The sequence below is a fragment of the Luteibacter sp. ME-Dv--P-043b genome, assembly GCF_030209605.1.
GTDB lineage: Bacteria > Pseudomonadota > Gammaproteobacteria > Xanthomonadales > Rhodanobacteraceae > Luteibacter.
The window spans coordinates 136,340-156,441 of the sequence record NZ_JARVRT010000012.1; the positions used below are offsets into that span (position 1 = coordinate 136,340).

Genomic DNA, 20,102 nt, shown 5'->3' on the forward strand with positions numbered 1-20,102 from the left:
TTTTACCCGGAGCAAACCATGCGTCAATGGCCGCCGGGCGAGCCGGTGGCAACCAGCGCGGATCGATCCTCGACGGCGCCGTTGCCATGGAAGCTGGCTTCGAGCGCCTCGATCGGAACCGGCCGGGCGAACAGGTAACCCTGCATCGCGACGCATCCTTCGCCCAGGAGCCAGCGCCGCTGGCTTTCGGTTTCCACGCCTTCCGCGACCACCTCCAGGTTGAGGCTGCGCGCCAGGAAGATGATGGATCGGCAGATCGATGCGTCGACATCGTCGTCGAGCAGGCTGGCGGTGAAGTGGCGATCCACCTTGATCTTGTCCAGCGGCAACCGCGAGAGGTAGGTCAGGTTGGAGTAGCCGGTGCCGAAGTCGTCCAGTGAGATGCTCACGCCCATGGCGCGCAGCTCGTGCAGGGTCCGGATGGCGCGCTCGGGCTCCTGCATGAACGCGCTTTCGGTCAGTTCCAGTTCCAGCGAGGACGCACTGGCGCCGGTCTCGGCCAGGGCCATGCGCACCTCCGCGACCAGGTCGGTGTGCACCAGCTGCTGGGCGGAGACGTTCACCGCGATGCGGCACCCGGGACCCAGGCGCTCGAACACCAGTCGCTGCTGGCGGCAGGCCTCGCGCAGCACCCACTGGCCGATCTGCACGATGGCGCCGGTCTCTTCCAGCAGCGGCACGAGTTTGTCGTTGCCGGCCAGATCCGCCGGTGCGGAAGGCCAGCGCAACAGCGCTTCCACGCCGATCACCCGGCCATCGTCGCCCGAGTGCTGCGTTTGCCAGGCCAGCGACAGCTCGTTGTCCAGGTTGACGCCGGACAGCCGGGTGAGCACGGTGAGACGGGCCATGGCGGTGGCGTGCATGTCCGCCGCGTAGCGCTTCCACGTGTGCCGGCCCGAGCGTTTGGCCACGTACATGGCCGTGTCGGCGTTGCGGATCAACGTGTCGGCGTCGGCGCCGTCGCGGGTGGCAAAGGCCACGCCCATGCTGCACTTCAGGCGCTGCATGGTGCCGCCCACGGTCAGCGGCTCCTCGATGGCGCGCTGGATACGCGGGAGCACTTCCATGGCCGTGGCCGGATGACTGGTAAAGGGCAGCATCGCCACGAACTCGTCGCCGCCGAAACGGCCCACATGGCCCAGGCCGTCCAGCGCATCGCCCAGGCGCAGGGTGACGTCGCGCAGCACCTGGTCGCCCAGCGCATGGCCGAGCGCGTCGTTGATGACCTTGAAATGGTCCAGGTCGATGAACAGGACCATCAGGCCGGAGCCCTCGCGCACGCTCTCGGTCACCAGCTCGTCGAGTTTCTCGCGCAGGGCGCGCCGGTTGGGCAGCCCGGTCAGTTCGTCGTGCGTCGCCTGGTAGTTGAGGCGCTCTTCGTAACGGCGCTGCTCGGTGACGTCGCGCATGATCACCAGCGTGCCGTCGCCCTTGGTGTCACGGTAATCGGACAGGGCCAGCTCGGCCTCGAACGGCATGCCATGGTCGGGATTGAGCCACGCGATGAGGTTGGCGCCGTCGGGCGACCCGGCTCGCAGCACCGCCAGCGCGTCGTCGTCCATGAAACCGTCCACGCGGCGGCCGACCAGGGTCTCGCCGCTGCTTCCCAGGCGTTCTTCCGCGCGCGGATTGGCATACTCGATGCCGTCGCCACGCACGATGGCCAGCGGCAGCGGCACACGGGCCAGCAACTGACGGTAGGCGGCGGCGCTGGCGGCGAGGTCGCGATCGGTGTCCTCCAGCCGGCGGCGCGTTTCGTGGAGCACGGTGACCTCGGCGATCGTACCGGCCAGGACGGGCCGGCCTTCTTCGTCGGTGATCCGCGAGGCGCGCAGGGCGACCCGCACTTCCTGGCCATCCACGCGGCACAGCCGGTGCTCGAACTCGAGCGGGCCGTCCTCGCTGGCGAAGCGGTCCACCCACGCGACGATACCGGCCTGGTCGTCGGGGTGGACCAGCTTGTAGTACGTGCCACGACGCACCACCACGCGATCAGGAGGGTGGCCGGTGATCTGGTGGACCTGGCCGGACCAGACGATCTCGCCGGAGGTCAGGTCGGCCTCCCACAGGCCGATGTGACCGGTCCGCTGCACGTCGCCCAGGTGCCGCGCCGTGCGTGAAAGCGCGTCGAACAGCCGCGACTGCTTCCGGTAGGCCCGGTCGAACGCGGTGGCGAAGAGATGGATGAGCAGCACCAGGGCCAGCGTGGCCAGCAGGGTCTGCCGGGCCTGCGTCCACCAGTCCGCCAGCACGGCCGAGCGATCGACCGAGGACCGGGCCACGAACGGGTAGACGGTGGAGGCGGCCCAGGCCGCGATACGCTCCGGGTCGTCGACGAAGCCCGTGCTGCCGGGGGCCACGTTACCCGCGGTCCAAGCCCTGACCGGCCCCTCGCCATTGCTGGTGAACACACGGCCGGACGGCGAGAAGATCGTCATCTCGGCCGTGTTGCCCAGCATGGTCAGGCGCATCGCGTCGCGCATGCGCTCCGCGCGGATCACCGTACCGAAGGCGGCCGGCTCCACCACTCGAGAGTCCACCAGGATGCGTAAGGCCGACCCGGATCCTTCCGTCTCACCGATGGCTACCCGGACGCTGGCACCCAGGGCCATCCGCCGCGGAGCGGCCAGCATCGGGACCCAGTCGTAGACCGGCGTGTGCGTGGAGGCGATGACCGTGCCGCGCGCGTCGAGGGCCAGGAAATTGGGCAACTCCGGGTGCCGCGCCTGCACCTCGGCAAGGTTGGCGCGCAACTCCGAAATATCGGGGCCATCGACCTCGTTACGCAGTGCCAGCAGGGGGCCCAGGCTGGCATCCACCTGTTGGTCGAGCAGTCTGACCACGCCATTGGCCGACGCTGCGACCTGACGCTGGCTGGTCGCCAGCATGCGCGCGTATTCCTGCATCTGCAGGCCCGCGACCAGCGCGGCGATGCCGAGCGAAAGCGCGACACAAACGGCCCAGATCGCCAGACGGATGGTATGGGCGCGGGTCTTGGTCGCTCCCTGTGCCGTCGCGGTCGCCACCGTATTGCCGCCTCCTCGGGTCGTGGTCCTGGCCCGCCCTTGCGAAGCCTCGTCGTCCTGTAACGGCACGGAAGGACGCGGCTTGAACGAGAAAGATTTCGCCCTCCCCCTTTTTTCACGCCCGCTCAACACTATTTACCGAACCATCCGGTTCATAAACACGTCCCAGCACAAGGACCTTCCCCTGCCATGCGTTCGTCCCGCCTCGCCCTCGGCGCTCTCGCCGCGCTTTCCCTTGCCGCCGTGTCCATCCCCGCGGCCGCCGAAACCCACATCGAGCTGCAGGGTGGCCGCAGCTACATGGACAGTTACGGCACCAATGTCTTCTTCATCGAGTCGGTGTTCGACGCCCGCCCGATGGGGGGCAGTCGCTTCACCTGGTCACCCGACGTGTCGATCGGCTACGTGAAGGGGCGCGACATCGGTCGCTACGAACAGTCCCGTCCCGGCGTCACCAACAATGTCTGGGTGGGCGCTGCCGGTGCGCGTCTCCACTATGGCAGCGAGGGTGACTGGTACCGTCCGTTCTTCTTCAGCTTCCAGGTCGCCGGCACGGCGGGCGGGCGCACGCAGGCGCTGTCCAGCGGCTACGAGTTCGTCAGCACCCTGGGCTGGCAGTACAAGAACATCAGCTTCCAGATCCGCCATATCTCCAACGGGAGCTTCCAGGAGCCGAACCGTGGCGAGACGATGGGCCTGGTGGGTATCGGGTTCGATATCTGAGTTTTTCGTGTTGAGGAGGGGGATAGCCTTCGGCATCGCGTTTGGCCTTGGGTCGTGGAGCAAGAGCCGGCGGGTGCCACCCTCGTGGCCACGCCTGCGGCGACCCGAAAGGGAAGGGCCGCTGGCGCGTCCGTTTACTTATTGCCCTTCGGGCACGGGTCGGGCTTCGAACGGGGATTTTTGATTCGCCATCCATGGCTCAGCAAAAATGGCCGGCCGTCCTGGCCGGCCCCCTTCGGGCCTTTTCCGTTCGAAGCCCTCGCCTGCGGCTACCGGCCACGAGGGTGGCACCCGCCGGCTCTTTCGATGACTGAGGTTGCGTGTGGGGAGAGCAAAAAGCCGGGTTTTGCTTCGTAGCCGGGAACGCTCGCTTGCCTGTTGCTCACGGCATCGGTCGCCTTAGGTGTGTTGAGGGTTCGCGCACATCGTGCGCTCCTACACCGCCGGCGGATCACGCGTTCCACAACCTGCCCGACCCGGGCCCGAAGGGCAATAGACATACGGCCGCGGGTAGGAGCGCACGATGTGCGCGAATCAAAGACACGGCCGCGCTAGCGGCTTTCCACGACGGGTCGCCGCAGGCGTGGCACCGAGGGGCTACCCGCCGGCTCTTGCTCCACGACCGCAAGGCCTTAAAGCTTTAGGACCAAACACAACACCGAAGGCAAACCACCGCTCAATGCCCCGAAGCCGCCGGCCCCGCCTTGGCCGAGAACGGCGGCTTGGCCAGCCAGACCACGAAGATCAGCGCGACGAAGACGAAGCCCAGCAGGTAGAACACCTCGTTGAACGAGATCTGGTACGCCTGGTTGGTGATCATCGCGTTGACCGACGAAGCGGCGTACTGCGGATCGCCGCCCCCTATCTGGGCCATGGCCTGCGTGGTGTTGGGATTGAACGGGGTGAAGTTCTCCGCCAGGCGCTCGTGGTGCACGATGGCCCGACGATCCCACAGGAACGTGGTGATCGACGCGGCGAAGCTGCCGCCCAGCGTGCGCAGGAAGGTCGCCAGGCCGGAGCCCGCGGCGATTTCCCGGGGTTGCAGGTCCGACAGCAGGATGCTCAGCACCGGCATGAAGAACAACGCCACGCCCAGGCCCTGGATCAGCTGGACCATCGCCACGCTGTAGAAGTCCACCTGCAGGTAGAAGTCCGAGCGCATGAAGCAGGTCGCGCCCATGACCAGGAACGCGCCCGAGGCCAGGACGCGCAGGTCGAACTTGTGCGCGTACTTACCCACGAACGGCGTGAGGATCACTGGAATGATGCCCAGCGGCGCCGCCGCCAGGCCTGCCCAGGTCGAGGTATAACCCACGTTCCGTTGCAACCACTGCGGCACCAGCAGGCCGATGGCGAAGAATGCCGCATAGGCCAGCACCAGGCACAGGGTGCCCATGGCGAAGTTGCGATGGCGGAACAGCTTCAGGTTGACGATCGGGTCCTTGTCGGTCAGTTCCCAGATCAGGAACACGGCCAGGCCGATGGCGGCGACGATCGCGGTCACCACGATGAAGGGCGAGTTGAACCAGTCCTCGTCGTTACCCTTGTCGAGCACCACCTGCAAGGCACCCACACCGATGATGAGCGTGATCAGGCCCACGTAGTCGACCTTAGGCTTCTCGGTCACTTCCGGCCGGCCCTTCATCTGGTTGGCCACCACGAAGCTGGCGAACATGCCGATGGGCACGTTGATGAAGAAGATCCACGGCCAGGTGTAGTTGTCGGTGATCCAGCCGCCGAGGATCGGCCCGGCGATGGGCGCCACCACGGTGACCATTGCCAGCAGCGCGAGCGCCATGCCGCGTTTGGCCGGTGGATAGATCGAGATCAGCAGGCTCTGCGTGATCGGGTACATCGGGCCGGCCACCGCACCCTGGATGGCGCGGAACACGATCAGCATCGTCATGCTCTGCGCGATGCCGCACAGGAACGACGCCAGCGAGAACAGCAGCGTGGCCCACACGAACAGCTTGGTCTCACCGAAGCGACGGGTGAGGAAGCCGGTGAGCGGCAGCGCGATGGCGTTGCTCACCGCGAACGAGGTGATCACCCACGTGCTCTGGTTGGAGCTGACGCCCAGGTTGCCCGCAATCGTGGGCAGCGACACGTTGGCGATCGTCGTATCGAGCACCTGCATGAAGGTCGCGAGCGATAGCCCGACCGTGGACAGCGCCAGGTTGGGCGGTCGAAATTCGGTGCTCATGAGCCCTCTCCCTTACTTCGGGGCCTGCTGCTCGGCGCCTTCACCCGCGGACGTGTTCTCGTGGATCACGCGCGCGATGTCCTTGTCGGCATCGGCCAGCTGCTTGTCGTAGATCGGCGTGCTGAACTCGGGCTGCGTGGGCGACTGCTTCGCCAGCAACGCGCCGCCCTGGTCGTGCAGCGACACCGTGACCTTGGTCGACAGGCCCAGGCGCAGCGGCTTGTCGTCCAGCTGCTTGGGATCGGTGAACACCACGCGCACCGCTACGCGCTGCACGATCTTGATCCAGTTACCCGTGGCGTTCTGCGCCGGCAGGATGGAGAACGCGCTGCCGCTGCCGACGCCCAGGCTGCGGATCTTCGCCTTGTACACGGTGTCGCCGCCATACACGTCGGCCGTGACGTCCACCGGCTGGCCGATGCGCATGTGGGTCAGCTGGGTTTCCTTGAAGTTGGCGTCGATCCACACCTCGTGCAACGGCACCACGGCCATCAGGGCCGCGCCCGGCTGCACGCGCTGGCCGACCTGCACGCTGCGCTTGGCAACGTAACCATCCACCGGGGCGACCAGGGTCGCGCGCACGAAGTCGAGGTAGGCCGAACGCAGCTTCGCGGCGGCGGCACGCACATCCGGATGGGACGAGACGACGGTGTCGTCGACCAGCACCTTGTTGCTGCTGTAGGACTGTTTCGCGGAGGCCAGGCTGCTTTCCGCGGAGGTCAGCGTGTCGGCGGCGTGCGAGAGTTCCTCGGCGGAGATGGCCCCTGTCTTGGCGAGGTCGCGGCGGCGGTTGTAGTCCTGCCGCGCACGGTCCACCGCGGTCTGGCGTACCGCGACATCGGCCTGCGCCGAGGTCACGTTGTTGTACAGGCCACGCACGCGACGCACGGTGTTGGCCAGGTTGGCACGCGCGCTCTCGAGCGCGACCTCGGCGTCGCTGGGATCGAGCTTGACCAGCACGTCGCCCTGGTGGACCAGGTCGCCGTCGTCGGCACCGATCGAGGTGACCGTGCCGGCGATCTGCGGGGTGATCTGCACCACGTTGCCATTGACATAGGCGTCGTCGGTCTCTTCGTACCAGCGGCCGTCCACGAAGTACCAGATCACCCAGCCGATGAGGGCGAGGACGACCACGAGCAACAGCAGTTTGAGGAAGAACCCGCGACGGCTCTTCGGGGGCGGCGCGACGACGGCGCCGGCGGGGGCGGTGGTTTCTTGTGACATCGGAAGCGGCCTCGGGACGATTTCTTAAGGGGTTGCCGGCGTGCTGGCGGTCGCGACGGATGCGTCGTCGGCCGAGGGGCGGAACCCGCCACCCAGCGCCTGGATCAGTTGGACGGAGGTATCGACCTGCTGTGCTTTCAGCGACGCCGTGCGCTGCTCGGCCTCGAGCAGCTGCTGGCGTACCACCAGCGACTCCAGGTAGCTGCCGACGCCGGCCTTGTAGCGCTGCTGCGACAGGTCGTACGCCTGCTGCGCCGCGTCCTGCGCCCGCTGCTGGGCCTGGATCTGCGTCGCCAGGGAGTCGAGCGCGGAAAGTTCGTCCTGCACTTCGTTGAGCGCACGCACCAGGGTGGTGTTGTATTGCGCGACGGCCAGGTCGTAGTCCGCATCCTTGCCGGCCAGGTTGGCGCGCAGGCGGCCACCGTCGAAGATGGGCAGCGAGAACGCGGGCAGCACCTGCCAGAAGCGCGCCTGCGAGGCGAACAGGTTTTCCGATCCGCCGGCCAGCTGCGCCGCGAGCACGCCCAGCGTCACGTTGGGCAGGAAGCGCGCCTTGGCCGAGACGATGTCCTTCGAGGCGGCTTCGACGCGCCAGCGCGCGGCGACCAGGTCGGCACGGTGGCCGAGCAGGTCGGCCGGCAGGTTGGCCGGGATGGCGACGGCGGCCGGGCTCAAGGCGGCGGGACGCACGATGTCCAGGCCACGATCGGGGCCCTTGCCCAGCAGCACGCTGAGCGAGCTGCGCGCGCTGTCGATGGCACGCTGCGCCACCGCCACCTCGCGCTCGGCCGACGCCACTTCGCTGTCCGCCTGCTTGACCTGCATCTGGTTGTCGACGCCCGCGGCGACGCGCTGCACGGTCAGCTTCTGCGACGCATGGGTGCGGTCCAGCTCGGCGTGGGCCACGTCCAGCTGGGTGAAGCCGTAGCCGAGTTGCACGTAGGCGCGGGCGACGTTGGTCGAGATCTCGATGCGCGCGGCGCGCATGTCCACCTCGGCCGCGCGCTGCGAGCCCACGGCCGCCTCGAAGGCGGCGCGACGGCCGCCCCACAGGTCCAGGTCCCAGTTGAAGTTGCCGTAGCCGTACTTGGTCCACGAGAAGTGGTTGCCCGGCGGGTCGGGCAGCAACGAACCCGGCAGGTGTGCGCCGGCCACGCCGCCGCCCACGCTGAGCGTGGGACTGCGCGTGGCATCGGCCGAACCGGCCTGCGCCTGCGCCTGGCGCACACGGGCGCTGGCCGTGGCCAGGTCGGGGTTCTCCTTCAGGGCTTCCTCGATCAGCGAGGTGAGCTGGCTATCGCCCAGTCCGGTCCACCAGTCGGCCGCCGGCCAGCCGGCCGGGGAGACGGGAACCTTCGCCAGGCTGCGGCCGGCGTGAAGTGTGGACGGATCGGTCAGCGTGCCTTGCGGATCCAGGCCACGGCTGGTGACGCAGCCGGAGAGGATCAACGCGGCCCCGACGGCCGCCACGAGTGTGTGCAGACGCATTGCGTTTTGCCTCGGACGTAAGTTCAGTTCTTTTCGCGAAGCGCGTTGAGCACGCGCCCCAGGTAGTCGTGCAGCTGGTCGCGCTCGTCCTGGGTCAGCGTTTTCTGGGCGCGTTCCAGGGTGGCGAGGTTGCTTTCATGCAAGTGTTTCCACAGCGCCACGCCGGCCTCGGTAAGGTCGATGCGCAGCGCGCGGCGGTCCTGCTCGTGCGGCTGGCGGCGCAGGTATCCCTTGGTTTCCAGCTGGTCCAGCTGGCGTGTCATGGCGCCGCCGTCCAGGTCCACGGCACGCGCCAGTTCCGTGGCGGTCATCGGACCGGCGGTGGCCAGGCGCTTGAGCACGTGGAACTGCGTGAACTTCAGGTCCGTGCCTTGGGCGGCCAGGTCGGACTCGATCGCCCGGACAATTTCGCTGCGCACCATGCCGATAAGGGCACCGAGGCTGTCGGGCGTGTCGCAGATCGGGAAAGACGGCATGGCCATGCCACGCATTCTATTGCCCCGAATATAGTTGTCAAGGCAAATATGCGTTCGGCATATATTACCGTGACGGTTTTACCTCATGCCTCATCGGCCAGAAGGGCCGCCAGGGCCGGGTCGCGCACCTCGAACAGGTCGAAGACGCCCAGCGCCCTCAGGGTGGGCAACTGGGCCAGCAGCCTCGGTTCCAGGCGCCTGACCTGGTCCTCCGGCGTACCGTGGTCGAGCATGGCGTGGGCGCAGGCAACGAAGGTCACCAGGGCTTCGCCGGCTTCCTGGCCTTCGCCGGCCTCGCTGAAATCACTTGTGACGAGACGGATCATGGGTGTCTCCTTCGTCGGGTATCCCGCCTGGGGCCGCAGGTTTCGGCGGCAGACGTACAGATACTTGAGTAGGCAGATATTAGCCATGACGGGTATAGGCCTGATATCGTTACTCGGCCAATTTATAGCGAGGATCGGCCAACATGCATTCCAGCCGGGACCACGAGGTGATCCACGCCCTGCTCGAACGAGCCGACGGCCCGCCGTTGGTCGCCTACGAGGCACGCGGCGCGTTGCCGCTGATGGAGGTCGACTGGCACAGCCATGTGCGCGGCCAGTTCTTCTACGTGGAAGAAGGCTTCGTCACCAATCGCACGGAGCATGGCTCCTACCTGCTGCCGCCGCACCGCGCCGGCTGGATGCCGCCCGGCACGATGCACACGGTGAGCATGACCGGCCCGACCCATGCCTGGGGCGTCTTCATCGCGCCCTGCGCGGCGGTCGGCCTGCCGGACCGCCCCTGCGTGGTCGGCGTCAACGACCTGGTCCGCTCCATCATCAAGCGCGCGGCCACCTGGCCGGTCGAGATCTTCGCGCCCGATCCGGCGCGGGAGCGCCTGTTCGCGGTGTTGCTGGACGAATTGCAGCGTGCGCCGGTGGAGTCGCTGCACCTGCCCATGCCGATCGACCGCCGCCTGCGCCGCGTGGCCGTCGCCATGTTCGAACACCCCGAGGACACCCGCAGCATCGAGGAGTGGGCGGCCTGGGCCGGCATGTCCACACGCACGCTGACGCGCATCTTCCGCCAGGAAACCCAGTGCAGCGTGGCGCAGTGGCGCCAGCAGGCGCGCCTGACCCGCGCGCTGGAACGGCTGGCCACGGGCGAGCCGGTGGCCGTGGTGTCCGATGCGCTGGGCTACGCGACGCCGAGCGCATTCGTGGCGATGTTCCGCAAGGCGTTCGGCGATTCCCCGGGGCGCTACCTCGCCAGGCAGGCGGCCGGCGCCTGAGTCGGGCGGTGCCCCGGTGGGTCCGCTGCGGTCGGCTCAGCTGGCCGGAAAACGGTAGCCCACGCCGGGTTCGGTTTTCAGCCAGCGCGGCGCGGCCGGGTCGTCGCCCAGTTTCTGCCGCAGCTTGCCCATCACGATGCGCAGGTAATGCGTGTCCTGGGTATGGGTAGGCCCCCACACGTCACGCAGGATCTGCTGCTGGCTGACCACCCGACCCGGATGCCGCACCAGCAGCGACAGCACGGCGAATTCCTTGCGCGTGAGCGCTACGACCGTGCCGTCGAGCAGCACCTCGCGCCGGGCCAGGTCCACGGCGAGGCGACCGTCGTCGTAGCGCACGGCGGCTTCGGCCTCGCCGCCGCGGGCCGCCTGGCGCAGCAGCACGCGCAGGCGCGCCATCAGCTCCTGGATGCCGAACGGCTTGGTCACGTAATCGTTGGCACCGCCATCCAGCGCGCGGACCTTCTCGGCCTCGGTGTCGCGCACCGACAGCATCAACACGGGTACCTGGCTCCACTGGCGGATCTCGCGCAGCACGTCGTGGCCTTCCAGGTCGGGCAGGCCGATATCGAGCACCACCACATCGGGCGACTGCGTGGCCGCCAGGCCCAGGCCCTCCTGGCCGGTGGCGGCCAGCAGTACCTGGTAGCCCTCGGCGCGCAGGCCGATGTCCAGGAAGCGGCGGATCTGCGCCTCGTCGTCGATCACCAGGACACGGGGAGCCGAGGGAGTCGGAGTCATGCGGTCTCGTCGGGGGGCGGCGGCAGGGGCAGCGAGACCCGGATGGTCGTACCTCCGCCGACGTGGGGCAAGGCCTCCACGCTGCCACCGTGCGCACCGATCATCCCGCGGCAGATCGCCAGGCCCAGCCCGGTGCCCTTGCCGCCGCGATCGCCCCGCGAGACCGAATAGAACATGTCGAAGATCCGCGCGCGCTCGTCCTCCGGAATACCCGGGCCCCGGTCGGCTACGTCGACGCGCAGGCGACCGACCTCGCTGCTGACCGTGACCCGCACCGGCTCGCCGGGCGGCGTGAAGCGGCCGGCGTTCTCCAGGATGTTGAACAGCGCCTGTTCGACCAGGGCCGGATGCACGTGCAGCAGGATCGTATCGCGCGGCAGGTGCACGTCGACGCGCACCTCGGGAAACAGCTTGCGCATGCGCGACACCGCGGCGGCGACGATCTCGCCTGCATCCACCCAGTCTCGCGTGAGCTTGAGCGTGCCGTGGCCGAGGCGGGTCATGTCCAGCAGGTTCTGGATGTAGCGATCCAGTCGCTGGCCCTCGCCGAGGATGGCCTGCAACAGTTCGTGACGCTCACTGGCCGGAAGCTGGTCCTCGTAGCTGAGCAGCGTGCCGGCAGAACCGATCATGGACGCCAGCGGGGAGCGCAGGTCGTGCGAGACCGACGACAGCAGCGCGTTGCGCAGGCGCTCGGTCTCGCCCTGCACGCGCGCGCTTTCCAGCTCGCTGGCCAGGCGCGCGCGGTCCAGCGCCTGCCCGATATCCTGAATCATCGCCAGCGCCAGGCCACGGCGATCGGCATCCGGCTCGCGGGTGCCCTGCGGGAAACGAAGCGCCGCCACGCCGCCGCGCTGCTGCTCGCTGCCCAGCGGCAGCACCCAGCACGACGCGCCGTGCAGCGTGTCGGTATAGCGACCCGCGGGCTCGGCATGGCTTTCGCACCAGTCCGCCGCGGCCATGTCCTGGGCCGATAGCGGAAACGGTGCGGGCGCGGCACTGGCGACCGCCAGGGCCCCCGAGGCATCGCGGGCCAGGAGGGCGACATCGATGTCCAGCGCACGGGCCAGCGCCTGCGCGCCTGCGACGCGCACGGCGTCGGCATCCGCGCTGGTGGCCAGCTGCTGGCCAAGCGCCACCAGTGCGCGGCCACGCACCTGCGCTGCACGCAGCGAGGTCACCTGCCCGGCCAACCGGGTAGCCAGGCGGCTGCAGACCAGCGCCGCGACAAGGAACAGGGTGACCGCCAGCACGTCGTCCGCGTTGGCGATGGCCAGCGTGTAGCGCGGCGGCGCGAAGAAGAAGTTGTAACCGAGGAAACTGAGCAGTGCGGCATAGACCGCGACGGCCATGCGCGTGCGCACCGCCACGATCAGCACCGCCGTGAGGAAGATCAGCGAGAGGTTGGCCACCGAGAGGAAGCGGTCGGCGATGAACGACAACGCCATCGCCACCGCGATGGTGGCCGTGGCGAAGCCGTAGTCGCGGCGCGACCCCGCATCCTCCACGCGCAGCCGCCGCCGCGACTGCGCGCGCTGCGTCGGCGTGGCCACGATGGTCAGTTCCAGGTGCGCGCCGCGCGTGAGCAACTGCTGCGTGAGCGAATAGCCCAGCCGGCGCGCGATGGGCCGTTCGCGCGTGCGGCCGACGATGATCTGGCCCACGCCTTCGCGGTCGGCCCAGGCCATCAGCTCGTCGGCCACGGCATGGCCGCGCAGGATCACCGCTTCGCCGCCGAGGCGGCGGGCCAGGCGCATCGCCGCATCCACGCGCTCGCGGCGCGCGCCGTCCATGCCGCCGCCACGATCGACGAACAGCACGCTCCACGGGGCCCCGCGGCGCTCGGCGATGCGGCGCGTGATCCGCACCAGGTATTCGCTCTGCCCGTGCCCGTCGATGGCCGCCATGACCCGCCGACGCACCGGCATCGCATCGCCGCGTGCCAGCATGTGCTCGCGCAGGTCGCTGTCCACGTGCGAGGCCACCGTCTCCACCGCCAGCTCGCGCAGGGCGGCCAGGTTGGTCGGCGAGAAGAAGGCATCCAGCGCCACGGCGGCGGTTTCCGGCACGTACACCTTGCCCTGCTTCAACCGGGCGATCAGTTCGCGCGGCGGCAGGTCGATCAGCACGATGTCGCGCGCGCGGTCGAGGAACGCGTCGGGCACCGTCTCGCGCACCGCCACGTTGGTGATCCGGCGCACCTGGTCGTTGAGGCTTTCCACATGCTGCACGTTGAGTGCGGTGTAGACCTCCAGGCCGGCATCGAGCAGTTCGGCGATGTCCTGCCAACGCCGCGCGTGGCGACCGCCGGGCAGGTTGGTGTGGGCCAGTTCGTCGACGAGTATCACCGCCGGCTTGCGCGCCAGCGCGGCCTCCAGGTCGAACTCACGGAACTCGCGACCGGCATAGCGCACCGGCCGCGTCGGCAGCACCTCGATGCCCTCCAGCAGGGCCGCCGTCTCGCTGCGGCCATGCGTCTCCACCAGGCCCACCACCACGTCGATGCCCTGGCGCTTCAGGTCCCGCGCGGCCGAGAGCATGGCGAAGGTCTTGCCCACGCCGGGCGCGGCACCGAGGAAGATCTTCAGCCGCTGGCCGTCCTCCTCGTTCACCGCGTTGAGCAGCGCGTCGGCGCGGGCGTCTCGCACATCGTTCATGGGGTGTGGCCGGGAGGAGTGGGACAAGAGTAGCGGAACCGGTCAGCGCGTCGCGGCATCCAGCGCCAGGTTGAGCGCCAGCACGTTGACCCGAGGCTCGCCGAGCAGGCCGAACTGGCGACCCTGGGTGTTCTCGGCGATCAGCCGGCGCACGGTGTCCACGGGCAGCTGCCGCGCACGGGCGACACGGTTGGCCTGGAACGCGGCTGCGGCCGGGCTGATCTCCGGATCCAGTCCGCTGGCCGAGGCCGTGACCAGGTCCACCGGCACCGGCGCGTCGTTGCCCGGATCGGCGGCGCGCAGCGCGGCGATCCGCTGTTTCACCGCATCGGCCAGCGCCGGGTTGCTCGGCCCCAGGTTCGAACCGGTGGACGCGGCGGCGTTGTTCGGTACGGGCGTCGTGGCCGACGGGCGGCCCCAGATGTAACGCGGTGCGGTGAACGACTGGCCGATCAGCGCGGAGCCGACCGGCACGTGGTCACGCTCGACCAGGCTGCCCGCGGCCTGGGCCGGGAACAGCACCGCGGCGAGGCCACCGACCACGGCCGGATAGGCGACGCCGGTGACCGCGGTCATCAGCAGGAGCAGGACGATGGCATTGCGCAGCAGGGTGGTCATGACGTGTTTCCTCAGTAGTGCCAGATCGCGTCGACGAGCGCGGTCACCTGGTTGTCCTTGCGCCCGCCGTCATACGCGTCGACGTCGTACGACTTCTCGTAGCGCAGCTCGGGGCGGATCTCCAGGTCCTGGGTCACCCAGTGCGTCATGCCCAGCGTGTGGCTGGTGTAACGCGTGGGGAAGCCGGTACGCTGGCCCTTCTGGTCGTTGTAGAACTCGTTGCGGAACGAGATCATGTTCTTCGGATCGATCGCCACGTTGAGGTAGTTGACGATGCCGTACTCCGCGGCCTTGCCCGGCAGCGGCGACGAACCGGCCACCTGGTTGTCGAAGCCCGGGCCATAACCCGGAATCTGCCGGCCGTACATGTAGTACGCCTCGGTGAGGATGTGCACGCTGTCGCTGAAGCGGTGGCCCCAGGTGGTGACGTACATCTGCACGTTGTTGTAGTTGTAGTCGGAACCGTTGACGCTGTTCGCGCAGGGATAGAGCATGTCGTTGTTATCGGCCGACACCCAGCGCACGCAGGCCTGCAGCGTGGGGCGCGCCTGGTGGTTCCACACCGCCGTATCGTTGCCGCCGTTGATGCCGACCTGCACGGTCCACTGCGCGTTGAGGCGCGTCGTGGTCATCACGCCCATCTGCGTATACGGGTCCACCGTGTACAGGATGGAATGCGTCACCAGGTAGTTGTTGGGCGAGAACTGCGCCTCGATGTCCGGCAGCGACAACCAGCGACCGATGCGCACCACCATGCCCTCGGCGATATGCGGCAGGTAGATGTCCCCGTAGAACAGCATCGGGTCGTAGCCGTTGATCTTGCCGTTGAGCGGCTGGTCGGGCTTGGGATTGTCCAGCAACTGGTTGCTGAGCACGCCTTTCATCGTGGTGAAGTGGTAGTCGTAGCCGTAGAGGTTATCCAGGTGGAAGCCCCAGTCCACATGATCGGTCTGCACGGTGTCCGGCAACCGCTCGATGCGCAGCAGCGCCTGGTTGAATTCCACGCGGTTCGGGCGCACGGCGTACGACAACGGGTAGTTCGTGTGCGACGAGCTGCTCAGGTTGGCGGACGCGTTGAGCCAGCCGTACACCTCGATACGGTTGTCCTTCATCCAGCGGCCCACGCGGTTGCAGGCCATGGCCTTTTCCAGCGGATACTGCGAATTCAGGTTGGGCACGCCGATCGGGTAGGCCACGCCGCCCAGCTGCCATTCGGCGGACGGAAACGGCGGCGAGGGCAGCGGCGAATCCAGGCCGCGCCGGGCCGGCGCGGGTGCGTTCGGGTCGGCCGGCTGGGCATCTTCGCGGTAGGCCGCGGCGAAGCGGGCGCCGAAGCCCTGGGAACAGTCGTCGCTGCCAGCGGCCATGGCCCGGGTGACGGGCGCGAGGGCAAGCAGGGCAGCGAGAAAAGCGTAACGAGTGGTGCGCATGGCGTGTTTTACCGATCCCTTTCGGGACCCCTTGTCGGTGGTGGTGGGAGGGTGAAGCGGTGATTCAGATGCCGGCGTAGCCGCCGAGGGCGTAATCGTCTTCGTCGCGGCGCGGCGGTGGCGACGGCACGGCAGCGGTACGCACGAGGCCGATCGGTGTCACTGCCGTGGCGCGAGCCATCGGCGCAGGCGTGTCCGGGGCGACGACGCGTACTTCCATGTCCAGGTCGGCGCTGTCTTCGATGAGTACGGTGAGCTTCACGCAATGCATGGCAGTGGGCCTCGGGGGTTACGCCAGTCCGACCAGGACCAGCAACATGTCGATCAGCTTGATGCCGATGAAGGGCACGATCACGCCGCCCAGCCCGTACACCAGCAGGTTGCGACGCAGCAGCGCGGCGGCGCCGAGCGCGCGATAGGCCACGCCCTTGAGCGCCAGCGGAATCAGGAAAACGATGATCAGCGCATTGAAGATCACCGCCGACAGGATCGCGCTCTGCGGCGTGGCCAGGTGCATCACGTTCAGCGTGTTGAGCGCGGGATACGTGGTGGCGAACGCGGCGGGAATGATCGCGAAGTACTTCGCGATGTCGTTGGCGATGGAGAAGGTGGTCAGCGCGCCGCGGGTGATCAGCATCTGCTTGCCGATGCCCACCACCTCGATCAGCTTGGTCGGGTTGGAATCCAGATCGACCATGTTGCCGGCTTCCTTGGCCGCCTGCGTGCCGCTGTTCATGGCCACCGCGACGTCCGCCTGCGCCAGCGCCGGCGCGTCGTTGGTGCCGTCGCCGCACATGGCGACCAGGCGGTTCTCGGCCTGGATGTCGCGGATCAGCTTCAGCTTCGCTTCCGGTGTCGCCTCGGCGAGGAAGTCGTCCACGCCGGCCTCGGCCGCAATGGCTGCGGCGGTCAGCGGGTTGTCGCCGGTGACCATCACCGTGCGGATGCCCATGCGGCGCATCTCGGCGAAGCGCTCCTTGATGCCTTCCTTGACGATGTCCTTCAGTTCCACGACACCGAGGGTGAGCGCGCCGTCGACCACGATCAGCGGCGTGGCGCCACGACGGGCAACGTCCTCGGCCATGCGGCGGACCAGCGGCGGCATGTGGCTGTCCTGCGAATCCAGGTAGCGTTCCACGGCATCCATGGCGCCCTTGCGGACATGGCGCGTGCCCACATCGACGCCGCTCATGCGGGTCTGCGCGGTAAAGGGCACGAACACCGCATCGCGATCGTTGGCAGGGCGGGCGGTGGACATCGCCACGAAACGTGCGGCGAGGGTGACGATGCTGCGGCCTTCCGGCGTTTCGTCGGCACGCGAAGCGAGTTCCGCGGCTTCCGCCAGTTCGCGCTCCTCGATGCCCGGTGCCGGGTGGAAGGCCACGGCCTGGCGGTTGCCCAGCGTGATCGTACCGGTCTTGTCCAGCAGCAGCACGTCCACATCGCCCGCGGCTTCCACCGCACGTCCGGACGTGGCGATGACGTTGGCGCGGATCATCCGGTCCATGCCGGCGATGCCGATGGCCGAGAGCAGGGCGCCGATGGTGGTGGGAATCAGGCACACCAGCAGGGCGATCAGCACGGTGAGCGTGATCGGACTGCCCACGCCGGCCGCCTGCACGCTGTAGATCGAGTACGGCAGCAGCGTGGCGCAGGCCAGCAGGAAGATCAGCGTGAACTTGGCCAGCAGGATGGTCAGCGCGATCTCGTTGGGCGTCTTGCGCCGCGAGGCGCCTTCCACCATCGAGATCATGCGGTCGAGGAAGCTCTCGCCCGGGTTGCTGGTGATGCGCACCACCAGCCAGTCGGATAGCACGCGGGTACCGCCGGTCACCGCGCTGCGGTCGCCACCGGATTCGCGGATCACGGGCGCGGATTCGCCGGTGATCGCGCTCTCGTCCACGCTGGCCGCGCCGACCACTACTTCACCGTCGCCCGGCACGGTATCGCCGGCGTCGACCAGTACGAAGTGGCCGGTGCGCAGCTCGCTCGACGGCGTGAAAGTGATCGCCGCCTCGCGATCGGCGGAGGCGAGCTTCTTCGCGGAGACATCGCGGCGCGAACCGCGCAACGCGTCGGCCTGGGCCTTGCCGCGGCCTTCGGCCAGCGCCTCGGCGAAGTTGGCGAACAACAGGGTGAACCACAGCCACAGCGCCACCCAGAACACGAAGGTGGCGGAGGCTTCGCCGTGGCCGGCCAGTGCCTGCACCCACAAAAGGGTGGTCAGCACGCTGCAGACGAAGACGACGAACATCACCGGGTTGCGGAACTGCAGGCGCGGCGAGAGCTTGCGGAAGGCGTCACCGAGGGCGCGGGTCACCAGCGCGCGGTCGAAACCGCGCGGTGTGTCGTGGGCTTGCGTAGTCATGGATCAGTGGCCCGTGGCGGACATCAGTTGTTCGGCGATGGGCCCGAGGGCCAGTGCCGGAAGGAAGGTAAGCGCGCCGACGACGATGACGACGCAGGCCAGCAGCGCGACGAACAGCGGCGTGTGCGTCGGCAGGGTTCCGCTGGACGCGGGAACGTGGCGCTTGGCGGCGAGCGACCCGGCCATCGCCAGCATGGCGATGGCCAGCGGGAATCGCGCCAGGAACATGCAGATTCCGAGCAGCACGTTCCAGAAGGGCGTGTTGGCCGAGAGTCCACCGAAGGCGCTGCCGTTGTTGTTCGACGCCGAGCTGACCGCATAGAGCATTTCGCTGAAACCGTGCGCGCCCGGGTTGGACACGCCGGCCACACCGGCGGGTGACATCACCGCGACGGCGGTGCCGATCACCACCAGGGCGCAGGGCAACAGCACGGCCAGGCTGGCCATCTTCATCTCGTAGGCCTCGATCTTCTTGCCGAGGTATTCCGGCGTCCGACCGACCATCAGCCCTGCGATGAACACGGCGACCACCGCGAAGGCCAGCATTCCGTACAGGCCGGAGCCGACGCCGCCGAAGATCACCTCACCCAGCTGCATCAGCCACATCGGCACCAGGCCGCCCAGCGGGGTGAGCGAATCGTGCATCGCATTGACCGCGCCGCACGACGCGGCCGTGGTGATTGCCGCGAACAGGCCGGAGCCGGCGATGCCGAAGCGGGTTTCCTTGCCTTCCATGTTGCCGCCGGCCTGGGTGGCCGAGGCCTGCGCGTCGATGGCCAGGCCGTGCAGTACCGGGTTGCCGGCCTGTTCCGCAGCCACCAGGCCCACGGCCAGCGGCACGAAGATGAGCAGCATGGTGGCCAGGATGGCCCAGCCCTGGCGACGATCGCCGACCATGCGGCCGAAGGTGTAGCAGAGCGATGCGGGGATCAGGAAGATCGACAGCATCTGCAGGAAGTTGGAGAACGGCGTGGGGTTCTCGAACGGGTGCGCCGAGTTGGCGTTGAAGAAACCGCCACCGTTGGTGCCGAGCATCTTGATGGCGATCTGCGAGGCGGCCGGACCCATCGGCAGGGTCTGCGTGCCGTGCTGCAGCGTGGTGACATCCACGTAGGTGGCCAGGTTCTGCACCACGCCCTGCGATACCAGCAGCAGCGCCAGCAGCAGCGAGAACGGCAGCAGCACGTAGAGGGTGGCCCGGGTCACATCGACCCAGAAGTTGCCCACGGCCGCGGCGGCGCGGCGGCTGAAGCCACGGACCACGGCGATGAGCACGGCGATACCGGTGGCCGCCGAGAGGAAGTTCTGCACCGACAGGCCGAGCGCCTGGGTGAGGTAGCTCATGGTCGACTCGCCGGCGTAGCCCTGCCAGTTGGTGTTGCTGGCGAAGCTGATGGCGGTGTTCATCGCCGAATCGGGCGCGACGGCCGCGAAGTGCTGCGGGTTCAGCGGCAACCACTGCTGCGTGCGCTGCAGCAGGTAGACGATGGCCAGGCCCGCCACGTTGAACACCAGCATGGCGATGGCGTAGCGCGTCCAGCGCATGTCCTCGTCGGCACGGATGCCGGCCAGGCGATACAGGAAACGCTCGATGCCGCCGCCGAAACGGGTGACCCGGTTCGGCTCGTCGGAGAAGACCAGGGCCATGTACTGGCCCACCGGCTTGACCAGGGCGAGCAGCACGGCGAAGAAAAGACCCATCTGGAGCATGCCGTTGGCGGTCATTCGAACCACTCCGGCTTGAGCAGGGCCACGCACAGGTAGCCGGTCAGGGCGACCGCGATGGCCGTGGCCACGATGTAGACGAGGGACATAGGGGATTCCTCAGCGCCGGCCAAGCCGGTCGCAGATCATGAGGAAGCCGATCGTCAG

General features: G+C 68.1%; 16 protein-coding genes. 2 read left to right on the forward strand and 14 right to left on the reverse strand.

Features of this window, described 5'->3' with window-relative positions; genetic code table 11:
• Positions 1–23: 23 nt before the first annotated feature.
• Complete coding sequence (locus QRN34_RS07325) at positions 24–3,026, reverse strand: GGDEF domain-containing phosphodiesterase (RefSeq protein WP_285403361.1); 3,003 nt, start codon at positions 3,024–3,026, stop codon at positions 24–26.
• Positions 3,027–3,215: 189 nt separating this feature from the next.
• On the opposite strand from QRN34_RS07325, the gene QRN34_RS07330 reads away from it, so the two are divergent.
• Positions 3,216–3,749 carry an acyloxyacyl hydrolase gene (locus tag QRN34_RS07330; RefSeq protein WP_036138845.1) on the forward strand — a complete coding sequence of 178 codons (534 nt, stop codon included), beginning with the start codon at positions 3,216–3,218 and terminating at the stop codon, positions 3,747–3,749.
• A 676-nt stretch (positions 3,750–4,425) separates the two neighbouring features.
• Here the strand turns inward: QRN34_RS07330 and QRN34_RS07335 are convergent.
• From QRN34_RS07335 to QRN34_RS07355, 5 genes are all read right to left on the reverse strand, one after another.
• Entirely contained in the window at positions 4,426–5,952 is a 1,527-nt protein-coding gene (locus QRN34_RS07335; RefSeq protein ID WP_285403362.1) for a DHA2 family efflux MFS transporter permease subunit, read from the reverse strand.
• A 12-nt stretch (positions 5,953–5,964) separates the two neighbouring features.
• On the reverse strand, positions 5,965–7,176 hold the full coding sequence (locus QRN34_RS07340) for an HlyD family efflux transporter periplasmic adaptor subunit (RefSeq protein WP_285403363.1): 1,212 nt from the start codon (positions 7,174–7,176) through the stop codon (positions 5,965–5,967).
• Positions 7,177–7,200: 24 nt separating this feature from the next.
• Positions 7,201–8,664, reverse strand: a complete 1,464-nt coding sequence (locus QRN34_RS07345) for an efflux transporter outer membrane subunit (RefSeq protein WP_285403364.1) — start codon at positions 8,662–8,664, stop codon at positions 7,201–7,203.
• A 23-nt stretch (positions 8,665–8,687) separates the two neighbouring features.
• Entirely contained in the window at positions 8,688–9,146 is a 459-nt protein-coding gene (locus tag QRN34_RS07350; RefSeq protein ID WP_285403365.1) for a MarR family transcriptional regulator, read from the reverse strand.
• A 77-nt stretch (positions 9,147–9,223) separates the two neighbouring features.
• Positions 9,224–9,466: a hypothetical protein gene (locus QRN34_RS07355; RefSeq protein WP_285403366.1), complete on the reverse strand. Its 243-nt coding sequence runs from the start codon at positions 9,464–9,466 to the stop codon at positions 9,224–9,226.
• 143 nt (positions 9,467–9,609) lie between these two features.
• Between QRN34_RS07355 and QRN34_RS07360 the strand changes: the two genes are divergently transcribed.
• Positions 9,610–10,416 carry a helix-turn-helix transcriptional regulator gene (locus tag QRN34_RS07360; RefSeq protein ID WP_285403367.1) on the forward strand — a complete coding sequence of 269 codons (807 nt, stop codon included), beginning with the start codon at positions 9,610–9,612 and terminating at the stop codon, positions 10,414–10,416.
• A gap of 36 nt (positions 10,417–10,452) precedes the next feature.
• Here the strand turns inward: QRN34_RS07360 and QRN34_RS07365 are convergent, their stop codons facing one another.
• The 8 genes from QRN34_RS07365 to kdpF all read right to left on the reverse strand — a co-directional run bounded on the left by QRN34_RS07365 (position 10,453) and on the right by kdpF (position 20,044).
• Positions 10,453–11,157 (reverse strand): response regulator transcription factor, encoded by a 705-nt coding sequence (locus tag QRN34_RS07365; protein WP_285403368.1) that lies wholly within the window; start codon positions 11,155–11,157, stop codon positions 10,453–10,455.
• The gene (locus QRN34_RS07370; RefSeq protein WP_285403369.1) at positions 11,154–13,814 is read right to left on the reverse strand and encodes a sensor histidine kinase KdpD; all 2,661 of its coding nucleotides are present in this window, start codon (positions 13,812–13,814) and stop codon (positions 11,154–11,156) included. The genes QRN34_RS07365 and QRN34_RS07370 overlap by 4 nt, the downstream gene beginning before the upstream one ends.
• Positions 13,815–13,856: 42 nt before the next feature.
• Positions 13,857–14,432, reverse strand: coding sequence for a potassium-transporting ATPase subunit KdpC (kdpC, locus tag QRN34_RS07375; protein WP_285403370.1), 576 nt, complete (start codon positions 14,430–14,432; stop codon positions 13,857–13,859).
• A gap of 11 nt (positions 14,433–14,443) precedes the next feature.
• The gene (locus tag QRN34_RS07380; RefSeq protein WP_285403371.1) at positions 14,444–15,862 is read right to left on the reverse strand and encodes an outer membrane beta-barrel protein; all 1,419 of its coding nucleotides are present in this window, start codon (positions 15,860–15,862) and stop codon (positions 14,444–14,446) included.
• A gap of 64 nt (positions 15,863–15,926) precedes the next feature.
• A complete protein-coding gene (locus tag QRN34_RS07385; protein WP_285403372.1) occupies positions 15,927–16,133 on the reverse strand; it encodes a hypothetical protein in 207 nt (68 codons plus the stop codon).
• Between the two features lie 18 nt (positions 16,134–16,151).
• Positions 16,152–18,230: a potassium-transporting ATPase subunit KdpB gene (kdpB, locus tag QRN34_RS07390; protein ID WP_285403373.1), complete on the reverse strand. Its 2,079-nt coding sequence runs from the start codon at positions 18,228–18,230 to the stop codon at positions 16,152–16,154.
• Between the two features lie 3 nt (positions 18,231–18,233).
• Positions 18,234–19,955, reverse strand: a complete 1,722-nt coding sequence (gene kdpA / locus QRN34_RS07395; protein ID WP_285403374.1) for a potassium-transporting ATPase subunit KdpA — start codon at positions 19,953–19,955, stop codon at positions 18,234–18,236.
• Positions 19,952–20,044, reverse strand: coding sequence for a K(+)-transporting ATPase subunit F (gene kdpF, locus QRN34_RS07400; protein ID WP_081908594.1), 93 nt, complete (start codon positions 20,042–20,044; stop codon positions 19,952–19,954). Before kdpF ends, kdpA begins: the two co-directional genes overlap by 4 nt.
• Between the last annotated feature and the right edge of the window lie 58 nt (positions 20,045–20,102).